Annotated in this window: 23 protein-coding genes and 1 other RNA gene; 17 read left to right on the top strand and 7 right to left on the bottom strand. The window is 43.1% G+C overall.

Annotation, left to right across the window (positions count from 1 at the left end; all coding sequences use genetic code 11):
- The first annotated feature begins 136 nt into the window (after positions 1-136).
- The 6 genes from AXE82_RS09885 to AXE82_RS09860 all read left to right on the top strand — a co-directional run bounded on the left by AXE82_RS09885 (position 137) and on the right by AXE82_RS09860 (position 7,205).
- Positions 137-2,176 (top strand): UvrD-helicase domain-containing protein, encoded by a 2,040-nt coding sequence (locus AXE82_RS09885; protein ID WP_062334239.1) that lies wholly within the window; start codon positions 137-139, stop codon positions 2,174-2,176.
- Between the two features lie 399 nt (positions 2,177-2,575).
- The gene (locus AXE82_RS09880) at positions 2,576-3,145 is read left to right on the top strand and encodes a porin family protein (RefSeq protein WP_062334236.1); all 570 of its coding nucleotides are present in this window, start codon (positions 2,576-2,578) and stop codon (positions 3,143-3,145) included.
- Between the two features lie 175 nt (positions 3,146-3,320).
- Positions 3,321-3,785 (top strand): dUTP diphosphatase, encoded by a 465-nt coding sequence (dut, locus tag AXE82_RS09875; protein WP_062334233.1) that lies wholly within the window; start codon positions 3,321-3,323, stop codon positions 3,783-3,785.
- 112 nt (positions 3,786-3,897) lie between these two features.
- Positions 3,898-5,466 (top strand): phosphomannomutase/phosphoglucomutase, encoded by a 1,569-nt coding sequence (locus AXE82_RS09870; RefSeq protein WP_062334230.1) that lies wholly within the window; start codon positions 3,898-3,900, stop codon positions 5,464-5,466.
- A 61-nt stretch (positions 5,467-5,527) separates the two neighbouring features.
- Positions 5,528-6,424 carry an acetylglutamate kinase gene (argB, locus tag AXE82_RS09865; protein WP_062334228.1) on the top strand — a complete coding sequence of 299 codons (897 nt, stop codon included), beginning with the start codon at positions 5,528-5,530 and terminating at the stop codon, positions 6,422-6,424.
- Positions 6,425-6,698: 274 nt separating this feature from the next.
- Entirely contained in the window at positions 6,699-7,205 is a 507-nt protein-coding gene (locus AXE82_RS09860) for a BLUF domain-containing protein (RefSeq protein WP_062334226.1), read from the top strand.
- Between the two features lie 132 nt (positions 7,206-7,337).
- On the opposite strand, the gene rnpB is transcribed toward AXE82_RS09860, so the two are convergent.
- From rnpB to coaD, 4 genes are all read right to left on the bottom strand, one after another.
- An RNA gene (gene rnpB / locus AXE82_RS09855) (RNase P RNA component class A) lies at positions 7,338-7,692 on the bottom strand.
- Between the two features lie 28 nt (positions 7,693-7,720).
- A complete protein-coding gene (locus tag AXE82_RS09850) occupies positions 7,721-8,134 on the bottom strand; it encodes a PaaI family thioesterase (protein WP_007115445.1) in 414 nt (137 codons plus the stop codon).
- 66 nt (positions 8,135-8,200) lie between these two features.
- A complete protein-coding gene (locus AXE82_RS09845; protein WP_062334223.1) occupies positions 8,201-8,464 on the bottom strand; it encodes a YfhL family 4Fe-4S dicluster ferredoxin in 264 nt (87 codons plus the stop codon).
- A gap of 43 nt (positions 8,465-8,507) precedes the next feature.
- Complete coding sequence (gene coaD / locus AXE82_RS09840; RefSeq protein WP_062334220.1) at positions 8,508-9,032, bottom strand: pantetheine-phosphate adenylyltransferase; 525 nt, start codon at positions 9,030-9,032, stop codon at positions 8,508-8,510.
- 419 nt (positions 9,033-9,451) lie between these two features.
- Between coaD and smpB the strand changes: the two genes are divergently transcribed.
- Together smpB and AXE82_RS09830 are read left to right on the top strand one after the other, a co-directional pair.
- Entirely contained in the window at positions 9,452-9,922 is a 471-nt protein-coding gene (gene smpB / locus AXE82_RS09835; protein WP_062334217.1) for an SsrA-binding protein SmpB, read from the top strand.
- Positions 9,919-10,710 (top strand): methyltransferase domain-containing protein, encoded by a 792-nt coding sequence (locus tag AXE82_RS09830; protein ID WP_062334214.1) that lies wholly within the window; start codon positions 9,919-9,921, stop codon positions 10,708-10,710. The genes smpB and AXE82_RS09830 overlap by 4 nt, the downstream gene beginning before the upstream one ends.
- Here AXE82_RS09830 and AXE82_RS09825 read toward each other — a convergent pair.
- Together AXE82_RS09825 and AXE82_RS09820 are read right to left on the bottom strand one after the other, a co-directional pair.
- Positions 10,707-11,909: an extracellular solute-binding protein gene (locus tag AXE82_RS09825; RefSeq protein ID WP_197931428.1), complete on the bottom strand. Its 1,203-nt coding sequence runs from the start codon at positions 11,907-11,909 to the stop codon at positions 10,707-10,709. The genes AXE82_RS09830 and AXE82_RS09825 overlap by 4 nt on opposite strands.
- 167 nt (positions 11,910-12,076) lie before the next feature.
- Positions 12,077-12,757, bottom strand: coding sequence for an alpha/beta fold hydrolase (locus tag AXE82_RS09820; RefSeq protein ID WP_062334211.1), 681 nt, complete (start codon positions 12,755-12,757; stop codon positions 12,077-12,079).
- A 259-nt stretch (positions 12,758-13,016) separates the two neighbouring features.
- Here AXE82_RS09820 and AXE82_RS09815 point away from each other — a divergent pair, with 259 nt between their 5' ends.
- The gene (locus AXE82_RS09815) at positions 13,017-13,892 is read left to right on the top strand and encodes a rhomboid family intramembrane serine protease (RefSeq protein WP_062334209.1); all 876 of its coding nucleotides are present in this window, start codon (positions 13,017-13,019) and stop codon (positions 13,890-13,892) included.
- Positions 13,893-14,042: 150 nt separating this feature from the next.
- Positions 14,043-15,581, top strand: a complete 1,539-nt coding sequence (locus tag AXE82_RS09810) for a fumarate hydratase (protein WP_062334208.1) — start codon at positions 14,043-14,045, stop codon at positions 15,579-15,581.
- Positions 15,582-15,833: 252 nt separating this feature from the next.
- On the opposite strand, the gene AXE82_RS09805 is transcribed toward AXE82_RS09810, so the two are convergent.
- Complete coding sequence (locus AXE82_RS09805; RefSeq protein ID WP_060996353.1) at positions 15,834-16,055, bottom strand: PspC domain-containing protein; 222 nt, start codon at positions 16,053-16,055, stop codon at positions 15,834-15,836.
- Positions 16,056-16,538: 483 nt separating this feature from the next.
- On the opposite strand from AXE82_RS09805, the gene nadR reads away from it, so the two are divergent.
- The 7 genes from nadR (at position 16,539) to AXE82_RS09770 (ending at position 23,629) form a co-directional block, all read left to right on the top strand.
- A complete protein-coding gene (gene nadR, locus AXE82_RS09800; RefSeq protein ID WP_065252132.1) occupies positions 16,539-17,612 on the top strand; it encodes a multifunctional transcriptional regulator/nicotinamide-nucleotide adenylyltransferase/ribosylnicotinamide kinase NadR in 1,074 nt (357 codons plus the stop codon).
- 121 nt (positions 17,613-17,733) lie between these two features.
- Complete coding sequence (pnuC, locus tag AXE82_RS09795; protein ID WP_062334204.1) at positions 17,734-18,480, top strand: nicotinamide riboside transporter PnuC; 747 nt, start codon at positions 17,734-17,736, stop codon at positions 18,478-18,480.
- Between the two features lie 182 nt (positions 18,481-18,662).
- Complete coding sequence (locus AXE82_RS09790; RefSeq protein WP_062334202.1) at positions 18,663-19,118, top strand: Mpo1 family 2-hydroxy fatty acid dioxygenase; 456 nt, start codon at positions 18,663-18,665, stop codon at positions 19,116-19,118.
- Between the two features lie 150 nt (positions 19,119-19,268).
- On the top strand, positions 19,269-20,459 hold the full coding sequence (locus AXE82_RS09785; RefSeq protein WP_062334200.1) for a hypothetical protein: 1,191 nt from the start codon (positions 19,269-19,271) through the stop codon (positions 20,457-20,459).
- 440 nt (positions 20,460-20,899) lie between these two features.
- Positions 20,900-21,271: an HAD-IIIC family phosphatase gene (locus AXE82_RS09780; RefSeq protein WP_062334198.1), complete on the top strand. Its 372-nt coding sequence runs from the start codon at positions 20,900-20,902 to the stop codon at positions 21,269-21,271.
- Positions 21,272-21,314: 43 nt separating this feature from the next.
- Positions 21,315-22,889: an aminoglycoside phosphotransferase family protein gene (locus AXE82_RS09775; protein WP_062334197.1), complete on the top strand. Its 1,575-nt coding sequence runs from the start codon at positions 21,315-21,317 to the stop codon at positions 22,887-22,889.
- The gene (locus AXE82_RS09770) at positions 22,880-23,629 is read left to right on the top strand and encodes a glycosyltransferase family 2 protein (protein WP_062334194.1); all 750 of its coding nucleotides are present in this window, start codon (positions 22,880-22,882) and stop codon (positions 23,627-23,629) included. Before AXE82_RS09775 ends, AXE82_RS09770 begins: the two co-directional genes overlap by 10 nt.
- Positions 23,630-23,636: the final 7 nt, after the last annotated feature.

Below are 23,636 nucleotides of genomic sequence, written 5' to 3'. Positions count from 1 at the left end.
ACCGGCTTATGGATTATTGCACGGATTAATTCTTAAAATTTTACCGTCAACTATGCCCTTATCTTTTGCGCTTTAGACTATAATAGTCGATTGTCCATTTTTTACTGAGCAACTTTTATTAACGGTGGAAGCGACTATGAGCCAATTAAACCCTCGCCAACAAGAAGCCATGCAATATGTCTCTGGACCCTTGCTGGTACTGGCAGGTGCAGGTTCGGGTAAGACATCGGTGATTACTCGTAAAATCGCTTATCTGATTGAAGAATGTCAAATGCCAGCCGAGCGTATTACCGCGGTCACCTTTACCAATAAAGCGGCTCGCGAGATGAAAGCCCGTGTGCAAAAATTATTGCCAAGTGATAAAACCAAAGGCTTAACTGTCTCGACTTTTCACCAGTTTGGCTTGCAATTTTTACGTTACGAGTTATTGCATACCCCGCTTAAAGGCAATTTTTCCATCATGGACGCCGAAGATAGCAAGCGGCTGTTGATGGATTTGATGGTACGGGACAACATGAGCGGTGCCGAGAGCCGTGAATTGGTCGGTAAAGCTATCAAAATGATTTCGGATTGGAAAAATGACCTAGTCCCGCCTGAAAAAGCAGCGGATACGCTGACCGACCCTGAAGATATGCTATTTGCAACGCTGTATCAACTCTACGAGCGTAACCTACGTGCCTACAATGCGGTGGATTTTGATGACTTAATTGTGATGCCGACACGGCTATTGCAAGAAAATACCCAAGTACGTGACAAATGGCAAAATCGCATACGCTATCTATTGGTAGATGAATACCAAGACACCAATACCGCGCAATATGAATTGATTAAACTGCTCGTTGGCGTGCAGCCGCGTTTTACGGTGGTGGGTGATGATGACCAATCCATCTATGCGTGGCGTGGGGCAAAACCTGAAAACATGGCACTGCTGCAAGAGGATTTTCCCAAATTAAAAGTGGTTAAACTTGAGCAAAACTATCGCTCTACGTCGCGTATTTTGCACGCTGCCAACTCAGTGATTACCAATAATGAGCATTTATTTGAAAAAAAATTATGGTCAGATAAAGGGCATGGCGAGCTGATTCGCATCATCAATTGTCGTAACGATGATGATGAAGCAGAGCGCGTTGCCAAAGAAATTATCACTCACAAACTTCGCAATGCCAATGACTGGCAAGATTATGCGGTACTGTATCGTAGTAATTTTCAAGCGCGTATGTTGGAAGCCCAGCTACGTCAGCTGCAAATTCCTTATAAGTTATCGGGCGGCACGTCGTTCTTTGCCCGTAGTGAAATCAAAGACATTATGAGCTATTTGCGCTTGATTCTAAATCCTGAAGACGACAGTGCCTTTTTACGCATTATCAATACCCCAAAACGTGGGCTTGGACCTGCCAGTCTTGAAAAGCTCGGACTATTTGCCCAAGAACACCAAGTCTCGCTCTTGATGGCAAGTGGTCATAGTGGACTGACGCATGTGTTACCCAAAAAAGCCAGTGGTGAGCTTAAAGAATTTGCTGATTTTATTGAGCGTTACACCCAAGAGCTATACCAGCATCCCGACCCTGTGCCGCTGGTTAAGCAAATGATTGATGAAACTGGCTATATTGATTTGGTACGAAGCGAAGCAAAAACGCCACAGCAAGAAAAAATTCGTATTGATAATATCGAAACCCTATACGCCAGTATCCAAAACTTGATTAACCGCGCGGATGATGACGATGATCGCACCATTGATGCAGTCATTCGTAAGCTTGTGCTACTTGATATGCTTGAGCAGCAGCAGGAAGAAGAAAATACCAATAAAGTCAATCTGATGACGCTACACGCCGCTAAAGGGCTTGAGTTTGATTATGTCTATATCATGGGACTTGAAGAAGAACTATTACCGCATAAAAACTCCATTATTGCTGAATCCATCGAGGAAGAACGACGTTTGATGTACGTGGGGATTACCCGTGCCCGTAAAGAGCTTACCATGACGATGGCTGCACAGCGCCGTGCAGGCGGGCAAATGAAAACCACCACCCCTAGCCGATTTATCGACGAGTTGCCGACGGAACATATCGATGCTCCTGGTATGAAAAAATCAGTGGCAGCGCACCAACCCAAGAAAACCGCAGAGGATTATTTGGCCAATATTCAGGCGTTACTCAAAAGCAAAGCCGCCAAATAATTAATTGATAAAAAAAACGGCATAGCAGAAAGAGCGTAAAAAAAAGGGCAAAAAGGTAACTTTAAGCCCTTTTTTTATTGCAAAACAGCCTGTATGACAAAGATTTGACCCAATCACTCAAGTAAATGTAACTAAATATTTCTTGGGAAACAGGTGTTTGATAGGAGATGTAACAAAAAATTTCAAATAGGTAGCTTAGTTACCTTTTTGGCAAATTTCATTTCATAACTTAACGTCCGACCTGTTAAACACAGACAGTAATCTAAATTTATTTTGCTATGATGGCTTTAACAAAACAAGCAGGGCAATATTTGAATTCCACAGATTCAAATTAACTTAACTAATAATTTTACATGGCTTGTTGTGATACTTTTCAAAAAACTTCTGAAGGAGAAGACGATGAAAACTTTAAATAAAACCCTTTTAGCTTTAATTGCAGGTACAGTTGTGACTGCAGGTGCAAATGCTGCACTTTACCAAACCAATACTGTTGGCTACACCGGTCAACCCTATGTCGGTGTAAAAGCGGGTCAATTTAATACTGATGCTGACCGTTTTGATGCTGACAATCAAACAGCTTATGGTGTATATGCAGGCTATAACTTTACCCCTAACTTTGGTGCAGAAGTAGAATATGTGGATTCTTCAAAAGAAGATCTAAAATATAGCAGTACGAAAAGAGGTGAAATTAGCACTAACACGGCGGGTTTATATGGTACTTATAAATACCAATTTCCAGCATCGAATGTTTATGCCAAAGGTAAATTAGGTATTGCGCAAACCCAAGTTGATTTTGGTGATGATAAATATGACAAGTCGGGTGTAGCAGGTGGTGTCGGCTTAGGTTATAACCTTTCACCAAATGCATCTGTAGAAGCTGAATATACGCGTCTGCCTTCAGTTGACGTAACAAATAATGTTTCAGTTGATACAGACTTAGTCACTGTCGGTGCTCACTATAAATTCTAATTGAATTGATAGATGAGGACTGAAGAAAAAAGAGTAGCTTATGGCTGCTCTTTTTTTTGGTTACTTTTTTTGTTTAAGAAAACTTACTTTGGTATTCGCTCAGTATCGTGCCATTTAGGTTTATAATATAGGGGTTTTTTACAATTTTTTATAAATTCAAGATAAGTTGGTAAGCATGAAGCAAGTACAAGTCAAGATTTTAAGCCCTAAAATTGGTAATGATGATAAATTTCCCCTACCTCATCGGGCGACAGACGGCTCGGCGGGTATAGATTTGCGCGCTTGTATCGATGAGCCTATCACCATAAAAGCTGGTGAAAGCCAGTTGATTGGTACAGGACTCGCCATCTACATCCAAGACCCGGATTATGTCGGTTTTATCATGCCGCGCTCAGGGCTGGGACATAAGCATGGCATTGTACTGGGTAATCTGACGGGTGTGATTGATGCGGATTACCAAGGCGAATTAATGGTCTCTATCTGGAACCGTAGTCAAACCGATTATGTGTTACAACCTAGCGAGAAAATGGCGCAGTACTTGGTCGTGCCGATTGCGCGTCCGACTTTTGAGATTGTAGCGGAGTTTTCTGATATCAGTGTACGCGGTGAAGGCGGCTTTGGCTCAACGGGAACCCATTAATTGTTACCGTTTTCTCATTTTTTTTTAACAATTTATAACAGAGTATTTAATTATTTTGCCAAATTTCAATGCTATGATTTTGGTAGTATAAAATCAGTTAGATGTTTTTTTTATGAATACTCTGTTTATTCATCCTTTTTTTCCGCAAAAATCCCTTTTTAAAGCTTACGATATTCGTGGTGATGTCACCTTATTTACTGATGATTTTGTGTGGTCATTGGCAAGGGTATTTGCTGAGCTTTTTGTCTATGCTCACCAAACGACAGCAACAACGCCAACTTTAGCGGTGAACAAACCTACGGTTGTCATCGGCTACGATGCTCGCCACCAAAGCCAAGAAATTGCCAAATATATGGCGTATGCTTGCCAGCAAGCCGGTCTAGTAGTGCAGTGGTTGGGATTGACAACCACGCCGATGATGGCATTTATGGCACAGCAATTTTCCGGTAATGGGCTGATGGTCACCGCCAGTCATTCGCAAAAACATATCAATGGCATTAAATGGCTTATCAATCATGAGTCGCCAAGCGGTGATGATGTGCAGCAGCTTTATGAGGCTTTAATTGGCTACAAAGCCATCGTGCCTGATGACAGGCTTATTGATGCCATCAGGCAAACCCACTATTCAACGCCCAAAGATTTTTTTGCAGCTTATATCCAAGCTATCCAGCAGGCTTTTACTCACATCAATCAAGCCAAACTCACTCAGACCACCTATTTTCATGCCCCACAGCAAATTGTCATCGACTGTATGCATGGTGCGACCAGTGATTTTGCAGAGGCTCTATTTAGCCAGCTTGGCTATTATTGCATCATGCTAAACGCCTCCCCCGATGGCAATTTCCCCCAAGGTAACCCAGACCCAACGCAATCCAATCGCTTGACGCAGTTAGCTCACACAGTCAAAGCTACAGGCTCAGATATTGGCTTGGCTTTTGATGGCGATGGCGATCGGGTGATGGTAATTGATGCACAGGGTCAGATGATTAGCCCTGACAATTTGCTTTATCTACTCTCTCGCATTGCCATTGAAGAATTGCCCAGTACGTATACATCAACTGATAAAAAAGTCATTTTTGATGTCAAATGCTCGCATCACGTACCCAGTCTCATCGCTTCGCATGGTGCCACCCCGATGATGACCAAAACTGGCAGTAGCTTGATGCGAAAGTCGTTACAAAACAAATCAGACAACGCGATTTTTGCAGGTGAGTTATCAGGGCATTTTATTTTTAACGATGGCTATTTTGTGCTACATGACGACGCCATGTACGCAGCTGCCCGCTTGCTCAATTGGCTGAGCCATCAACCTATCAGCCTTAACGATATTCTAGCAAGTTTGCCCACTTGCATTAGTACGGCGGATATGTACCTACCTATCGCTGATAATCATTATGGTCAAACCGTGATTGCCCGTATCACGGCACTGGGGAAAAAGCCGTTTAAACGGTTAAAATCCTCATTTGCGGTCAAAAATGTCAATACGATTGATGGGTTGCGCTTGGATTTTGCGGAGGGATTTGGTATTTTACGCAAGTCAAATACGGGCAGTTTTTTGACCGTGCGTTTTTCTGCCAATGACGTTGCTGAGCTGCGGCATATTCAATCTATTTTTGTTGACTTATGCCGTACGATTGATGACAACCTTGCCGAACAAGTCGCACAAATTCAGCCTGTATAAACACCGCTGTTAAAAACGCATTTTAAAAAACGTCTCTAGCAAAATTATATAAGGATTTGAAATGGCATTAGATCTTGAGCAGGCCATGCATACCGCTGACGTATTGACCGAAGCACTACCCTACATCCAGCGTTTTGAAGGTAAAGTGATGGTGGTCAAATACGGCGGCAATGCCATGACTGATCCGATATTAGAGAGTTCTTTTGCCAGAGATATCGTCATGCTAAAAACCGTAGGCATTCATCCCGTAGTTGTCCATGGCGGCGGTCCACAAGTCGATAACTTGCTTAAAGAATTGGGGCGCAGCTCTGACCGCATTGATGGCATGCGAGTGACCGATAAAGCCACCATGGATGTGGTGGAAATGGTACTGGGTGGTAGCGTCAACAAATCTATCGTCAATCTCATCAACAAACACGGTGGTCGTGCTATTGGCTTAACGGGTAAAGATGCCAGTCTCATTCGCGCTAAAAAATTACCGATGACCAAAACGGATGAACAAGGCAACCAACAACAAATTGATTTGGGATTTGTGGGTGATGTGGTCAGCATCAATCGCGATGTGATTGATTTGATGATTGCCTCTAACTTTATTCCTGTCATCGCACCGCTTGGCGTGGATGATGAAGGCAATACTTACAATATCAATGCCGATGTGGTGGCGGGGAAAGTCGCTGAGTTCATGCTCGCGGAAAAACTGATTTTACTCACCAACATCAAAGGGGTGCTTGATAAAGAAGGCAATGTTGCCACTGGACTTACCCCAAGCAAGGTGGATGAGATGATTGCCGATGGCACTATCTCTGGCGGCATGATTCCAAAAATCAGCTATGCACTAGAAGCGGTAAAAAACGGGGTAAAAAGTGCGGTGATTGTCGATGGTCGTGTCCCGCATGCGACTTTGCTAGAGGTCTTTACTGATAAAGGTGTTGGCACCCTCATCAGCCGTCATCCTTGAAGTAGCTTTTGCGTTACTTATGTTTCTGAGTGGTTTTTGGGTTGCTTTTGGGTTAATAAGCCGCTGATTCACGCGGTTTTTTTTCGCTGATGATATGGGTCAAATATAGGATATATTTTAGTATTACAACACAAATGTAATTGGTATTTTTTCTAATATTGACTATCATGACTATTTTAATTTGCAAATTTATATAATGTTGCAAGCGGCTGTAGCAGATAATAGCAATTATTTGGAATTCATATTCACGTACCACTTACCAAGGACTGTTGGGATGTCACAAAAATACTTTATGGCTTATTGTAGTGAGATAACGCTGACTGCGGCGTTGAATCAACATACATTTACCCACATTCTGAACCAATCTATCAAAAACAATACCAGCTCTGGTATCACTGGTTTTTTGCTGTACGATGCCGGTAAGTTTTTTCAGTATTTTGAAGGCGATGAGTTAGCGTGTGCAAACTTGCTGCATGCTTTAAAACAAGATAATCGCCACACCCATATCAAAATCATTGGTCAAGGCTATATTTCAAACGCCGTATTTAACAACTGGTTTATGGGTTGTTTTGATTTATCCAAGCATTCCTATCTCTTTAAACACCATGCTTTTATAGAATCATTTGATGTGTATAGTTGGGGCATGCAAGAAGTCGTCAAGCTAATTGATATCATGTCAGAGCAAAGAATCACTTACATCACGCCGCAAAAACCTATCAAGTCACTGTTTAGTAAACGCTTTATGCGTATTCGAAATTTCACCCTGCCGTTTCAAGGTTAGTGGCTAATGTCAAATCTGCTAAATCAGGAGATTAAGACAGCTTCACGCTTTGTAATAATCAGCAAGTTAAAACGGTATAATTGTCGTCCACAAAAATAAAAAACCTATTGATAACAATAGGCTGATTAAAATAAGCATGGCAAACCGATAAGCCGGGTTCTGTCTAGGACGAACATTCATCTAGGCGTATCGTTACCAATACGCTCAAGCAACCTACCCGTGTCCAACGCGGGCAACGCCATACGGACACCTATTTGGTCTTGCTACGAGTGGAGTTTACCTTGCCATGAGCTGTTACCAGTCATGCGGTGGGCTCTTACCCCACCCTTTCACCCTTACCTTATTGCTAAGGCGGTCTACTCTCTGCTGCACTTGTCGTAGGCTTACGCCCCCCAGCCGTTAGCTGGCACTCTGCCCTGTGTAGCCCGGACTTTCCTCCCTACCGCTTGATAAAATCTTGCGGTACAGCGTTCGTCTGGTCTGCCAAGGCAAGCATTATAACAGGCTTTATCTATTTAGTCACGGTCAGCAGGCAACGCATATGTACCGACTGCATGCGCTACAGGTCTGTCATCACCTTCTGAATAAATCAATACATCGCCTACTGCAAGCGTGCGCCCGACTTTGATAAGCTGGCATTTGGCGATAAGGTTGGCTTGTGCAGAGGGTTTTCGCAGAAAAGACACATTAAGATTGGTGGTCACTGCCAATGGTACGATACCGATTTCGCCCAAAATAGCCACATATAGCGCAACATCAGCCACTTTCATCATCACAGGCCCTGATACCGTGCCACCGGGTCGTAACTCATCGTCACCAATAGGATGCGACACAATGGCTTGACCGTTACCAACCGATTCGATATGGCAGTTGGCTTGGGGGAAAGATTGCTTCAGAAAAGCACTCAGTTCAGCTTTATTGGCGGGCATAGACATTCCTTATCTACAATAGCGTTGTTAAAAATCGACGTTGTGAAAAATAGCGGTCGTGAAAATTTATTGACTGGTTTTAGTTTGGGTGAGGCGCTCAAATTTGAGCAGCAACTGCGCTGGCGTCTCCAGATAGTTGGGATCTTTGGGGATACAATTAGGTACGGGACAAAACAGCGAACACTGCGGCTCATCAAAATGACCGACACACTCGGTACACAGCGCAGGGTCAATTTCATAAATCAACTCGCCCACATAAATCGCATCGTTGGGGCAAAGGGGCTCGCAGACATCGCAGTTGATACATTCATCAGTGATTATTAATGCCATAGCTTTTAAAACATTTACCAAGAAACGTTTATTTTACCACGACTTACCAACCCTGTTGTTTTTTTCGTTCAAATGCTTCTTCGACACACGGCGGTACAAATTTACTGACATCACCATCTAACTTGCCAATTTCGCGCACCAGCGTTGAGGAGATAAAAGAATATTGCTGCGATGGGGTTAAAAACACCGCTTCAAAGTTTGGGTCTAGTTCACGATTGAGATTAGCGAGCTGGAATTCATACTCAAAATCTGACATTGCCCGCAATCCACGGAGCACACCTGTGGCTTGTTGATTCTTTGCCAAATCCACTAACAACCCATCAAAGCCAATCACAGATATATTGCTCAAGCCTTTATCATGACAGGCTTTTTCTACCAATCCAATCCGTTCCTCTAAAGTAAATAACGGTTTTTTATGATGCCCAATCGCCACCGCGACAATCACCTCATCAAACAGGCGGCAAGCGCGCTTAATCAAATCAAGGTGCCCTTTGGTAATCGGGTCAAATGTACCCGGATAGATAATTTTAGTATAAGGGGTGGCAAATGGCTGGCTGGCTGCTGACATGGCTGTCTCTTTATGATAAATAATGCGCTATTTGGTGCTAACAATATGATTAAAACAAAGATTGCTAGTTTGTTGCTAATCCTAGCAAAATTTGACCCCAATTAACAATCAAATCTCACTATCAATTTGTGTTTAGCGTGTTATCATGACAGCTTTGCAGCCTTTTACCCAAAGCCTAATTAAAATTTAGGGTAAAGCCTAGCAATCAAAAACTTAGCAGTCCAAAGCCCCATAATCAAAAAATTAAACTTAGTAATCAAAACCCAAGAATTGATTTATTAGGATTTATCGCCATATTAAACGGCTTGTCATACTGATTTATGTAGCACGACTCTTGTAATAAGATTATGGCAATAACATGATTAAAACACGCTGTGCAGCATTGGGTACGTCCGCGATGTTGCAGCAAGGAAACCTAAATGACTAAAAAACCAAAAATGCCTAGCCTGATTGCTAGCAACAAAAAAGCGCGTCACGAATACTTTATTGAAGAAAGCTTTGAAGCAGGGCTTGAGCTACTCGGCTGGGAAGTCAAATCCATCCGTGCCGGTAAAATGCGTATCACCGAAAGCTATGTGATTTTTAAAGATGGTGAAGCCTTTTTGTTTGGCGCGCACATTCAGCCGCTGCTATCGGCATCGACTCACATTGTCGCTGACCCCCTTCGCACCCGTAAGCTGCTACTACACCGCCGCGAGATTGATAAGCTCTTTGGCATGGTCAACCAAAAAGGTCATACCTGTGTGGCGCTTAAAGTGTACTGGAGTCATGGACGCGTCAAATGCGAAATTGCCCTTGCTAAAGGTAAAAAACTGCACGATAAACGCGCCACCTTAAAAGAGCGTGACTATCAACGCGAAAAACAGCGCGGACTGAAAAATCTTGTATGATGAACCAAGACCGCAATTTTGATGACATCAGCGCGCATTTTGAAAAAAAAATTTACGGCGGCTTAAAAGGTCAAATTCGCCTTGCCGTGCTGCGCCATGATATCTTTGGCTGGGTAAAATCCTGGCAACAGACACACAACCGCCCCCTTCGCGTATTGGATGTTGGTGCAGGCTTGGCGCAAATCAGTATTGAGCTTGCCAAAGACGGACATGACGTCACCATCAATGACATCTCCGCCAATATGCTTGAGATTGCCAAACAAAACGCAGGCGAGGCGGCACAAAATATCACCTGGCATACCTGCCCTTATCAGCAATTGGATGATAAATTAACGGGCAAATACGATTTGATTCTGTGCCATGCGGTGCTTGAGTGGTTGGCTGAGCCCAAACTGATTATGGATTTTTTTGATCGGTGGCTTGTCGATGACAGGGCTGAAAAAGGGGTGCTATCGCTGTGTTTTTATAACCCTGCCAGCTTTGTGTATCGTAACTTGGTGATGGGCAATTTTAATCTACTACATAACAAAGATTTTAAAGCCGATAATGGCAGTTTGACGCCCAATCACCCGGTGGCAAAAGATGAGGTGCTTGCTTGGATTAATGACCATTACTACCAAATCTTGCACACTTCAGGGTTACGGGTGTTTCATGATTACTCACCGCTCAAGCGTGGTGGACATACCAATCCACAAGCGGTGATTGAGATGGAAGTTGCCTATAGCGGACAAGACCCTTACAAATGGCTTGGGCGTTATTTGCATTTTTTGGTGAGCAAAGCTAATTAGTAATAACCTGCTTGCTGCATTAAATCAACTGCCAGCGCTTGTCTTTCGCCATACAGTCTGACAGGTATCGGGCTAACTTCGATATCCCCCCAAGACTTGAGTAATACTGAGGCTTCGGCATTGGGGTCAATCGGAAAGGTATTACTTAAACTGGCATACAGTGATTGCTGATCTTTGGCAGCCAGCCATTCAATCAGCCCTAGCGCCAACTCGGTATGCTTGGCGGCATGGGGAATAGCCACCGCTGTGATGTTGGTACTGACGCCGCCGTAGCCCTTATTGATCCATTTGATTTTAATCGGGGTATCGGGATGCGCTTGTAGATAGCGTCCGTAGTGGTTGCTGTTAACCAGACCGATTTGGCATTTGCCGCTTTCTATGGCTTTTAGCACTTCATTGTCATCAAGTAGCACAGGTACACTTAGATTGGCAAGCCAGCCTTGCATCACTTCTTGGGTGCGTTTATCGCCCAGATTATTGATGAGATTGACCACCAGTGATTGATTAGGGATGTATTTGCCTTGGCTTAGGCACAGTTTTTGTGACCATTTTGGTTTCGACAAGTCGGCATAGCTTGAGATATCATTGCTATGGAGTACACGACTATCGTACACCGCGGTACGCGCGTAGCTAGATAACGCAATCCAATTGCCATCAGGATCGCGGTAACGCTCTGGGACATGCGCCACTGCTTTTTCGGCATTAAAGGGTTGTAACAGTCCCTCTTTGACTGCGATACTAAAAATACCCGCATCTTCAGTCAAAATCACATCTGCAGGGCTATTGCCACCTTCTGCTTTTAACCGTGCCAAAATTGACATTGGCTCATCTTGCACGATATGAATCGGCACATTGACTTGCTTAGCATAGCTAGTTAATAACGGCTCAAGCGCCGCTTTGTCAATGGAGGTGTAAATCGTGAGTTGATTGGGCACTGCTGCAGTTGTACTCGCAATACTTGCATTTGGCGTCGCATCGGTATTACTGGCATGATTGCCATTAGCGCTCGAAGCGGTGGTCGAAGCCGATTGTGAGGTTGTGGATGGCTTAGTCGATGACGGACTACAGGCAGTTAAGGTCGCACCCGATATACTCACCGAGGCAATTAACAAAGCGCTGATGGCTGATGATTGCGCATTGACATTGGTACGCACCTTATGACCCATCATACAACCCATCCCATCACTTGCTTTCAACACCGCTTAACCTTCTTCAACAGCTTTGCCTGACCATCGCTCAATGGATTAGGGCTAAATACATCATCGCTCAATAGAGCGCCTAAAAAACTTTGGATGATTATAGCATTTTGCCCGAAGATAATTCTTAAAAAAACGTTGAATGAATAGTTTTTTAACGCTATTTTGTCTCAACAATTTTTTGGATGCAAAAAATGTCCTTGTTGCAAAAAATGATGGATTTGTATCGCCACTTCATCATTTATCAGGAGTCCCGTATGGGACGCATTGACGGTGATATGGTCTTTGGCAGTGGCAAGCTGGGTTTCATGCACAAATACCGTGCCGTCATTGGGCTGCAGATGCGGCTCAAGCTTGGCAAGCTCACGGTTACGGGGTAATACCACTTTGCCAAGCCCCACCGAACGAACCCCAGCAATACTACCTAGCTGTACCTCATCGTTGAGTACCGGCGCATTGCCATCAAGCCCCTGCAGATACGAGCGACCGACGAATTTGGGCAGAATTTTGACGATGTTGTTGGCACTGATGCTGCCATTATGCGGCGTCCCAAGTGTCACACAGCGCGTAATCTGCCACTGTGGATAGCGCTGCAAAAAGTCGCGAATGACCAGCCCACCCAGGCTATGACCGACCAAATAAATGGGCACACCTGTTTTTTCATGTTTGGTCAGCCAGCGGTGCAAACGGCGGCTATGGTTGGCAAGGTTATGCGCGACGCTAAAATAGCCAAATCTGTGGCATTCGTAGCCAAGTTTACTGAGTTTTTTGGCAAGCGGTCGCATCGCCCAGGCATGCATGTGCAGACCATGAATAAGGATGACAATCGGTTTGGGTTGGCGTTTTATCATAAAGCCTTTTGTATCTATGATTTGTATTTATGATTTGTATTTATGATGCTAAAAATTTGGCGAAAATGCCTCCCGCTTAGCTTATCATTTTCTGGATTGAGCAGACGGATTTGCAAAACATTGTTACCATTTCATACTATAATTGCGATTTGTGAATTGATGATAATGAGTTTTACAGAGTTTTTCTTTTGAACTTTTGGCTTAAATTGGTTTACACTTAAATTGGTTTACACTTAAATTGGCTTATATAAGGCGCACTATGGCATTTGAATCCCCAATCCAACAAGCTTTACAACACTACCCTATCACGTTGGCGCTGGTGGTAATGTGTGTTGGGGTATTTGCATTACAGCTATTTTTTGGCGTCAATCCGACCAATCCTACCAACCAAGCGTTAATTGCTTGGGGTGCCAATTTTTTACCCTTTTCGCTGGGTGAAGCCCCGTGGCGATTGGTGACCAGCCTGTTTTTGCATATTGGTTTTATGCATTTGCTGTTTAATATGTTTGCTTTGTATTATTTTGGACAAGTGGCTGAGCGGATGTTTGGCGCTGTCAATTTTTTAGCGTTGTTTTTGTTATCAGGTGTTGGCGGCAATTTGCTCAATAACTATTTGGGCTTGCATAGCGTGATGGCAGGTGAGCCGCCGATTATTAGTGCCGGTGCGTCAGGTGGTATCATGGGCATTGGGATGGCGCTATTGGTGACAGCGCTAACCAAAACATCGTTTAATAATTTTGCGTTAAATTTTCGCTCGTTACTGATAGTGATGGCGATTAATTTGGGCTATGGTTTTTTGGTGGGCGGTATCGATAATGCCAGTCACGTTGGTGGTGCGATTGTTGGGGGTTTGCTAGGAGTGGTGTATGTCATGCAGTATCGCGCTATCCGCCAGCAGCAACTATTCGCCCATAAAGCCGGTGGCGTGCCTTGGCAACCCAATACTTTAGCAAATAGTGAAATTTCTGGCATTACTAGTCATCAATCAACACCACCCTCTTCCCATGCCTTATCGGGCAAAATTGTCCGTTCTAGCTATATGATTTTAACAGTGCTCTTTATCGGTATTTACTGGTGGTTACATACCAATTTTATGCAATTGTTAAATACTACCTTGCCAAGTATCATCCATTAACTGTTAATAATTTTTTAATGGGATAAAAATTTTAGGGGTTAACCGTTTAAAACGCTTATTCCTGCGCCCTTTTGCCAATCTTGTTTGCCAATCTAGCAAATGACAATGCTATAATAGCGCCACTATTTAGCCAGTGAAAAGGACTAGCCAATGACCGTCATCAAGAAAGACGACTTTATCAATTCTATCGCCAACGCCTTTCAATACATCAGTTATTATCACCCAAAAGACTTCGTTGATGCTGTATATGAAGCATGGCAAAAAGAAACCAACCAATCTGCCAAAAACGCCATGGGGCAAATCCTCACCAATAGCCGTATGTCAGCGATGGGTCATCGTCCGATTTGCCAAGATACTGGTAGTGCGGTGGTGTTCCTTGATATCGGTATGAACGTGCAATGGGACTTGCAAGGCTCAGCGATGAGCGTTGAAGACATGGTTAATGAAGGGGTACGCCGTGCTTACAACAATCCAGACAACCCACTACGGGCATCCATCTTAGTAGACCCAATTGGCAAACGTCAAAATACCAAAGACAACACGCCAGCGGTGGTTCACATGAGCGTGGTACCGGGTGACAAAGTTGATGTGATTTGTGCCGCAAAAGGTGGCGGTTCAGAAAACAAAGCAAAATTTGCCATGCTAAACCCCTCAGACTCGATTGAAGAATGGGTGTTAAAAACCGTTCCCCAAATGGGGGCAGGTTGGTGTCCACCTGGTATTTTAGGTATTGGTGTCGGCGGCACGCCAGAAAAAGCCATGATGCTTGCCAAGCGCTCACTCATGGAACACATCGATATCCATGAGTTACAAGCCAAAGCCCAAAGCGGCGCCGAGCTTGATAGCGTCGAGCGCTTACGTCTCAATATGTATGACAAAGTGAACCAGCTTGGCGTTGGCGCTCAAGGTCTTGGCGGCTTGACTACCGTGCTAGATGTGAAAGTACTAGACTTTCCTACCCATGCCGCAAGTAAAGCCGTTGCCATGATTCCAAACTGTGCGGCGACTCGTCATATTCACTTTACCCTAGACGGTCAAGGTGAAGCAGCCTTGCCTGTGCCTTCACTATCCGATTGGCCAGAAGTGTCCTTTGGCTCCGATGACGTGATTAAAGTCAATGTTAACGACTTAACCAAAGAAACCTTAGGTCAGTTTAACATCGGTGATACTTTACTACTTAGCGGTAAAATCTTGACGGGTCGTGATGCCGCGCATAAACGCATGGTCGATATGCTTGCCAATGGCGAAGCGCTACCCGTGGATTTACAAAATCGCTTTATTTATTATGTCGGTCCTGTCGATGCCGTGGGCGATGAAGTGGTCGGTCCTGCGGGTCCCACCACCTCAACGCGTATGGATAAATTCACCGACACAATCTTGCATCAAGGCTTGATTGGGATGATCGGTAAATCCGAGCGTAGTCCTGCGACCTGTGAAGTCATTGCCAAACATGGCGCAATTTATCTCATTGCAGTGGGTGGTGCCGCTTATCTGGTATCAAAAGCTATCAAAGGCGCTAAAGTGCTTGCCTTCCCAGAGCTAGGCATGGAAGCAATTTATGAGTTTGAAGTAGAAGATATGCCGGTGACCGTCGCTGTTGACAATCAAGGTAACAGTATCCACCGTTTTGATAAAGTCGCTGAACGCGCCCAGCAAGTGATTGCCGAGCCTGTACGTTTTGTGCCTTAGTCAATTTTTTCAAGATTTTTGATACAAGATTTTTGATATAAACAAAGCCTTAAGTATTCCCTTAAGGCTTTGTTTAGGTTAAAAAAATACCCAGATAATGTATTATCTGGGCAGGAGGAAAATTGGAGAAGTTTATAGTTATTGTTATAGCGAGTTGTTATTATTCATCATATTTTTAATTTTTTTGGCTGTGTTTCTTGCTATTTAACAGTTATACAAATTAACAGTTATACAAAGAAACCTATAGACCAATCAAACCGTACGATAGGAATTTTGGGTGGCATTTGGCATGACAATCCATAACACGATATATATCAAAATGCCTGGCACTGCGACACTTGCCGTTGAGATAATCACAAACAACAAACGCACCAAGGTTACATTCCAGCCTAGATACTCTGCAATACCTCCCAGCACACCTGCAATCATACGATGATTCTGAGAGCGATGAAGTTTTACCAGTTTATTTGCCATTCAATTTTTACCTGTTAAAAATAAAGAAAACTACTTATAGCTTAGTTAAAACCTAACATCTTTAAAATTTGACGCCTTTAAAACTCAATGCTAAAACTTAATGCCATCAGCTAAAATTATTGATTAAAAATGCTATGTTTTGGTTATGATTTATTATAAGCAAATGCAGGGTGTAGTTGGGTGACAAAACGTAGAATGATGTTTCTTTTAGTAACTTTTTCTACCGCATTATTATCATGAATGATTATAACGAGCGCAGTTTTGCGGCTATACAGCGTGTGTGGTAGTGTGTGCACTGATTCTTACAAATTGTGATACTAGCGTTACAAACGATTGTAACTTCATAGCAGCTAATCGATTATCATAGCGTTACTTTTTTATAGCCTTACTAGGATATCCTTACTAGGGATATGTATCCAAGTAATCAAAAAATCAAGTCGCTAAAAGATAGTTAAAAAACCATGATGAAGTGTTGAGGAAAGCATGATGCAAGATGTGGGTATCATAATTGGGCATTTTGAGCCGCTGCATTTGGGGCATGTAAGAACGATTTTGCATGCGTCTGGGCAAGTCAAAGATTTATATATTTTTATTACCGCTCACCCCGCGCCCAATCCAAATTTTTTCATTGATTTGAAAGACAAAGCGCGCTGGATGACCATGGCATTTGCTGATTTGCCATTTGTGCATATAGAGATTTTACCTGATTTGGTAAGCCCCTCGTATGAAGACAATTATCAAGATTTGAGCGTTGAAAAAGTCAATGCAGTATTAGCGGATTTGCAACAACGATACCCTAAGTTGAGCGTGTCCAATAATAAAGGCGAAACGGTGATGCCCGTGGTGTTTATGGATGAAACCCATCCGTTTGTCGATTATGATTTACAGTTACCTGTAGTGACTACGCCACGCCAGCACGGCTTTGATAGCCGCAAGATTCACAATAACCCCGCGCTGTATTGGTCAGCCATTCACCCGCAAGCGCGAGGTGACTACACCAAAACTGTGGCTTTGGTGGGTGGTGAAAGCTCAGGTAAAACCACACTACTGCATAAATTAGCCAACTATTATGGTGCAAGCTATGGGTTAGAGATGGGACGGCTGTTTGTGCAAACCGATTTGGGGGGTACTGAGCTTGGTATGCAATACGATGACTATCCGCTCATGGCAACTGACCATGAACAAGCGATACGCGCCGCCAAACGCTTTGCCCCTGCCCCGATCACCTTGGTGGATACAGATTTTGTGACCACGCAAGCATTCTGTGAAGAATACGAAGGGCGTACCCACCCGTTTTTGACCGCCTGTATCGATGAGTTTCGCTTAGATTACACCCTGATGCTTGCCAATAACACCCCTTGGGTTGCCGATGGGATGCGCTCTTTAGGCAGCGAGTCCCAGCGTGAGCGTTTTGAAAACCGTTTAAAACAAATCTTTGCCCGTCATCATATTGCGCCGCTGTTTATTGATAGTCCAGACTATCATCAGCGATTCTTAGATGCGATTGCACTCATTGATGCACACGTTTTTCACCACTATCAAGATATCGAGGCATAAAATAATTTTCTAGACATACTTAGTAGACATGCTTGGTAAATATGCTAAAAATTTTTGGTTTTATTTTTTGAAACTTAATTAAAAAAATGTTGTCATGGTTGTATTGACTGTTGGAGGCGAAATGCGAATTGCAATTTTGGATAAAATTACCGGTGAATGGGCACAACAATGGACGGTGGTATGGTTCTTTTTTGGGGTGGTGGCATTGACTACAGTCTTTTGGTTGACCACAGAACATCGAGCGTTAGACTGGTTTTATTTGGGGGTGTCTTTTATCGGGCTATTGTGTGTGGTATCGCTGAGTTTTCGCCGCAATATCGCAGGTAATGGCTTTGGTATGTTGGCAACGGCGGGTGAAACCATTGTACAGGGAACTGCAGGTGCGGTGGGTTTGATGCTCGCGCCGCTGTTTAACTTTTTCACCCATTTATATGGCATTTTTTATTGGTCAAAAAACACCGATGGCGATGGCAATATGATTCCCAAATCAGCCAATAAAATTGTTTGGTTGGTAACCATTGCCTTTATCGCGATTGGCTTGGCATTATTTCCAACTGTCAATAATTGGCTCGCGTCGATGGGTTATGGCGTGGTCGCCGACGATGGCAGTAAATTTTTGGGCGTGATTGATTTTTTTTGGATTAACGTGTTGGCATTTGTGCTATCTATCACAGCGCAAGCCACGATGATTTTACGCTATTCATTCAACTGGTGGTTATGGATTGCGGTGAATTTTGTTTGGCTGATTGTCAACTTGATGTCGCAAAATTATATTTTTGCCATTCAAACCATGGTGTACCAAATCAATGCGTTTGTGGGTCTGTATGAGTGGTATCGCAGTGAGCAAAAAGCCAAAGGATTGGCGTAATAGTCACTGGTATCAAAAGCCCTGATATCAAAAGCCACTGATATCAACACCTATCAGGGTAAATTCGCTGATTTGACAAACGACTAGGGTGTGATACGATTCAGTGGTAACTGATGGGATTCACACCCATTTTTTATCAGCAATTTTTTTCATTGTGTTTATTATCTTTAAGGAAGAAGATTATGGCAAGCGTGACCCTGCTTCATTCAAAAAAATCCCTACAAAGCTGGCTGGCTGACTACGCTGTGAGCCACCAACATCCTATCAATAAAAAAATTCATTGGTTGTGCGTACCCACGATTTTTGCCAGTATCTTAGGCATGGGAATGTCATGGCAGGCGGCGTTTACGTTGGTATTGATTGCTTTGGTCATGTTGTTTTATTTACGTCTGTCTACGCAATTATTTATTGCCATGGGCATGTTTGTGCTGTTTTGCTTGGCAGCGATTGCTATCTTGCCATTTGGGTTTAAGTTTTGGTTTGGCGTATTTGTGGTAGCGTGGATTGGGCAATTTGTCGGTCACAAAATTGAAGGCAAAAAACCGTCATTTTTTGAAGACTTACAATTTTTGTTGATTGGTCCTGCCTGGGTCGCAAATTCGTTGAGTAAAAAATTGGCAAAACCTAAAACGTCATAAAAAACTTCATATTCACTAAGAAAACCCAACATATTACAGCGGCTATTTCCTAGATAATTGCAATGGCTTTGACTATCGCTAGGCTTTTTGGCGATGTATGGTCGACCTACTCATTTTGAGTACCATATCACTTGTTAGCTTGCTGTTATTATGATTAAAAAAGTATCCAACCGTTGGCAACGTATTGACGTGCCGCAAACCTTCCCGACTATTCACGCGGCTTTGGCTTATTGTAAAAGCCAATTAAATAACTTGGGTGATAAAGGCTTTATCCAAATCAAAATTGCCGATGGCGAGTATTATTTAAGCCAAGTTGAAATTGATTTTTTTAGTGATCGGGTAGAGATTATTGGCAATTTGGACGATCCTGATAAGGTGCAATTACATTTCGATGATGCCCATAACCGCTGTGGCTTTTTGATGCAACGGGGCAATGGTATTTTTAAAATCGATGGCATGACTATCAATGGTACGAAGGCGTTTTTGGGCTATGGACAGTGGCAAGATGAAGGCTATGGTGCCGGTATCATGTGCAATTACAATAGCCAAGTGCTCGTGGGGTCAAAGGTTCGTATCAATAAGTTTTATTATGGGGTTGCTGCCCGCTTTGGCTCAAGTATCCGCTGTGAGCCTGGGGTGATTGTACAGTTTGCGGGGGATGTCGGGTTTTTTGCGTATGGTGGCTCGATAGATGCCCAGCAATGCGAGGCGTATCACTGTGCACATTTGGATGAAGAGTTGGGTTTTGGATTTTGCGCGGAATCTAGCGGCTTTGTCAATGCCGACAACAGTGTTTCTTCACACAACCATATCGCAGGGTTTTATGCACTCACCAATGGCTCGATGTGGTGTCATGATACCAGTGCCAGCGAAAACAAACATGGCTTTTTGGCGCTGCACAATGGTATGCTAAGCTGCAACAGCATCAACCGACGTACTAATGCCTTTCGCAATTATGGCTATGGCTATTTTGCCGACAATGGCGGGCGTATTTTAGCCAATCGCAGTCTTGGCAATGAAAACGTGATCGGTGGCTATTTTGCCCGTCATCACGCCAGTATCGATATCACCCACGCCAATGCCAACCACAATCAAGGCCACGGCTATACCGCAATCAATGCTACCTTGCTCGGTAACGGTGCTGAAGCGCGATTTAATCAAGGTAACGGCTTTGTTATAGGGCAGTCAGGCTTTTTGGATGGCAGTTTTTTGATGGCGTATGGCAATGCAGGCTATGGCTATCACTTAGATCATTGCCAAGCCTTTATGCCCAATGCCCGTGGCTGGAAAAACGCGCTGGGTCGTATGTACAAAGTCCATAGTTACGTCGCTATCAAATAAATTTTTCGCGCCTTGCTGTGTGTTTTTGCTTACTGTTCTTTTAGCTTTTTCGCCTTTTAATCTTTTAGCCTATCAATCCATCATTAGTAAAAGCCAATTTTTCATCAAATCACAACCTATTTCATTTAGATTCATTAGGCTCTTACCCGCTTTTCCCGCATTTTTGGTGCTGTAACCTACTCTCAAAAATTGTCAACATCGATTGATTAATTGGTTAAAAGCGGTCTAACCCATATTAAGCATTGTGATTAAGCCCTATAATCGATTTTTTTCTCGCATTCTTACCTAAATTTACAATAAGTAATGAATAAGTAATATCATTTGGTAGGGATTCGTTTTAAGGTATTGAAATTAAAATAACAATCAAATACTTGATTTTATTAAAAATACAAAAAATTTTAGTTTAAGTCTATCACTGCAATATTAGGAACATAATAACAATGAAGCGGCTAATCTTTGACCTAGATGATACCCTATGCACCACCCAAAACGGCGACTATGCCAATGCCCAACCCATCACCGAAGTTGTCGAAAAACTTAAAGAATACCATCGACAAGGGTTTACCATTGTCATCAATACCAGTCGCAATATGCGCACCTATCAAGGCAATATTGGCGCTATTAATAAAAACACGTTGCCAATTATCATCAATTGGCTGGCACAACATGATATCCCGTATGATGAATTATATGTGGGTAAGCCTTGGTGCGGCTTTGAAGGGTTTTATGTTGATGACAAAGCTATTCGACCCGACGAATTGGTCAAGTTAAGCTATGCAGAGATTTGCCAGCTACTTGATTTAACACCTTAATAAAAAATAAAAACAATAACGACCTTTAAGGTAATTTAACGCCATGATACTCATTAATGCCTCTTCCTATGTCAATGCTGAATTTGAAGCAGAAATTGGGCGCATTCCACCTTGCATGCTGCCCATCGGTAATAAAAAACTATTACAGCTGCAAGTCGATGTGGTACGCCAACAATTCCCCCATGAAAAAATTCTATTGTCACTACCTGAAGCTTATACTTTGACCCTCAATGAAAAAGCAGTGATTAAGTCTCTACCCATTGAAGTGGTGACAATCGCTGAAAATTTGGCATTGGCTGAGACGATTCTATATGTGCTTAATCTAGCCATTGATAAATCTTACCAGCATATTCGTATTATCCAAGGGGATGTATTTTTACCCCAGTTAGTTGATTGCTCAGATTGTATTGGCGTGTCGGATAAAACGCGCCAATACGATTGGCAACAAACCAAAAAAGTGAAAGAAAGTCCCACCGATTGGATTGGGTATTTTGCCTTTTCCTCACGATTGGAGTTGATTAAAGCGCTGGCGATTAGTAAGAAAAATTTTGTGCGGGCGATTTATTTGTACCAACAGACGATGCCAATGAAATCGGTCAACATTGAGCCGTATTATGATTGCAGTAATTTTGTGCATTATATTCATGCCCGTGCCAATATGACCACCGAACGCGCCTTTAATTCACTGCAGATTCGTGAAGGCATTGTCACCAAAAGCAGTGATGACAACAATAAAATTGAAGCAGAAATTTATTGGTACACCCATATTCCTGCACCACTCAGACGTTTTACCCCGCAGTTGATTGATTATCAGCAAGTGGACGGACAGTTTAGTTATAGCTTAGAGTTTTTGCCGTTATTACCGCTCAATGAGTTGTATGTGCATGGCTTAAATACCACTGAATTTTGGCAACATATTTTTCAGCTATTAAAAGAATTTTTTAGTATGGCCAATCAGTCCGACGTCCATCGCCATATCGAAACAGGGTTTGCCAAATCGTATGCCGAAGATTTATACCATAAAAAAACCTTAAAGCGGCTGTATGCGTATGCCGATGATGCCGATGTCGATTTGAACCAACCTGTGATATATGATGAAACGATGCTTGGCAGTACGCTAGAGATTGCGCAGCACTGTATCCACAAAGCCTTGTCACTGCCAAACACCGTGAGTGTGATGCATGGCGATTTATGTTTTAGCAACATCATGTATGACATGCGCGGTCGCCGGGTAAAAGTTTTTGACCCACGCGGCACGGATTCTAATGGCAATTTTAGTATTTTTGGTAACGCAAGCTATGATTTGGCCAAGCTCACCCATTCTGTGATTGGTATGTATGATTTTATCATCGCAGGGCGTTATGAAATTATCGACAGCCCTAGCGGTAGCGATATACGATTTGACATTGATAAGCGTTTGGAGCAAATCCAGCAAGAATTTTTTGCCGGCACCTGGGTCAATGACATGACCACAGAATCTATCATGCCAGCGGTGGTGTTATTGTTTTTATCCATGCTACCCTTGCACGCAGATAGACCTGACCGCCAGCGCGCCATGTTGCTCAATGCATATCGTCTATACAAAATGTATGTGATGGAGGCAGTGACATGTTCGTAATTCCAATGGCAGGGCTAAGCAGTCGTTTTTTTAAGGCGGGTTTTGAGGTGCCTAAGTATCAATTGTCGATTGCCGATACCATTGTATTTGATTTGGCAATCAAGTCGTTTGAGCGCTATTTTAGCACCGATTTATTTTTGCTTATCGTGCGCGATGTGTATGACACCCCGCAATTTGTTGCTGAGCGATTAACGCGCCTGGGTGTGCGCAATTTTATGATTCATACGCTTGATGGCGAGACAGCGGGGCAAGCTGAAACAGTAGCGCTTGGACTGGGACTTGAACAGGGACTCGGCAATCCTAGCATTGATGACGACGAGCCGATTTATATTTTTAACATCGATACCTTTCGCTATGGGTTTGAAAAACCTAACTGGGTAGAGTCCGTTGATGGTTATTTAGAAGTATTTGAAGGCGAAGGCGACCATTGGTCATTTATTGCCGTCGATGACGATGACAGAGTGATTAAAACCACCGAAAAACAGCGTATCTCTAATCTTTGCAGTGATGGCTTGTATTATTTTAAATCCAAGCAGCAGTATCTATCGTTGTTTCAACAAGCGATTGCCCAACAGTTGACGGTTAACAATGAATATTATATCGCCCCGATGTATAATTTATTAATCGCACAAGGCGGCAGGGTTGGCTATGTCAAAATCACGGAGGACGACATTGATTTTTGCGGTACGCCGGATGAGTACCAAGCGCTTAAAGCCCACGGTTTAAAGGTTGATGTTTAAAATTGGC

It is taken from the genome of Moraxella osloensis, assembly GCF_001553955.1.
Taxonomy (GTDB): Bacteria; Pseudomonadota; Gammaproteobacteria; order Pseudomonadales; family Moraxellaceae; genus Faucicola; species Faucicola osloensis.
This window is presented reverse-complemented; position numbering and strand designations above follow the sequence as displayed.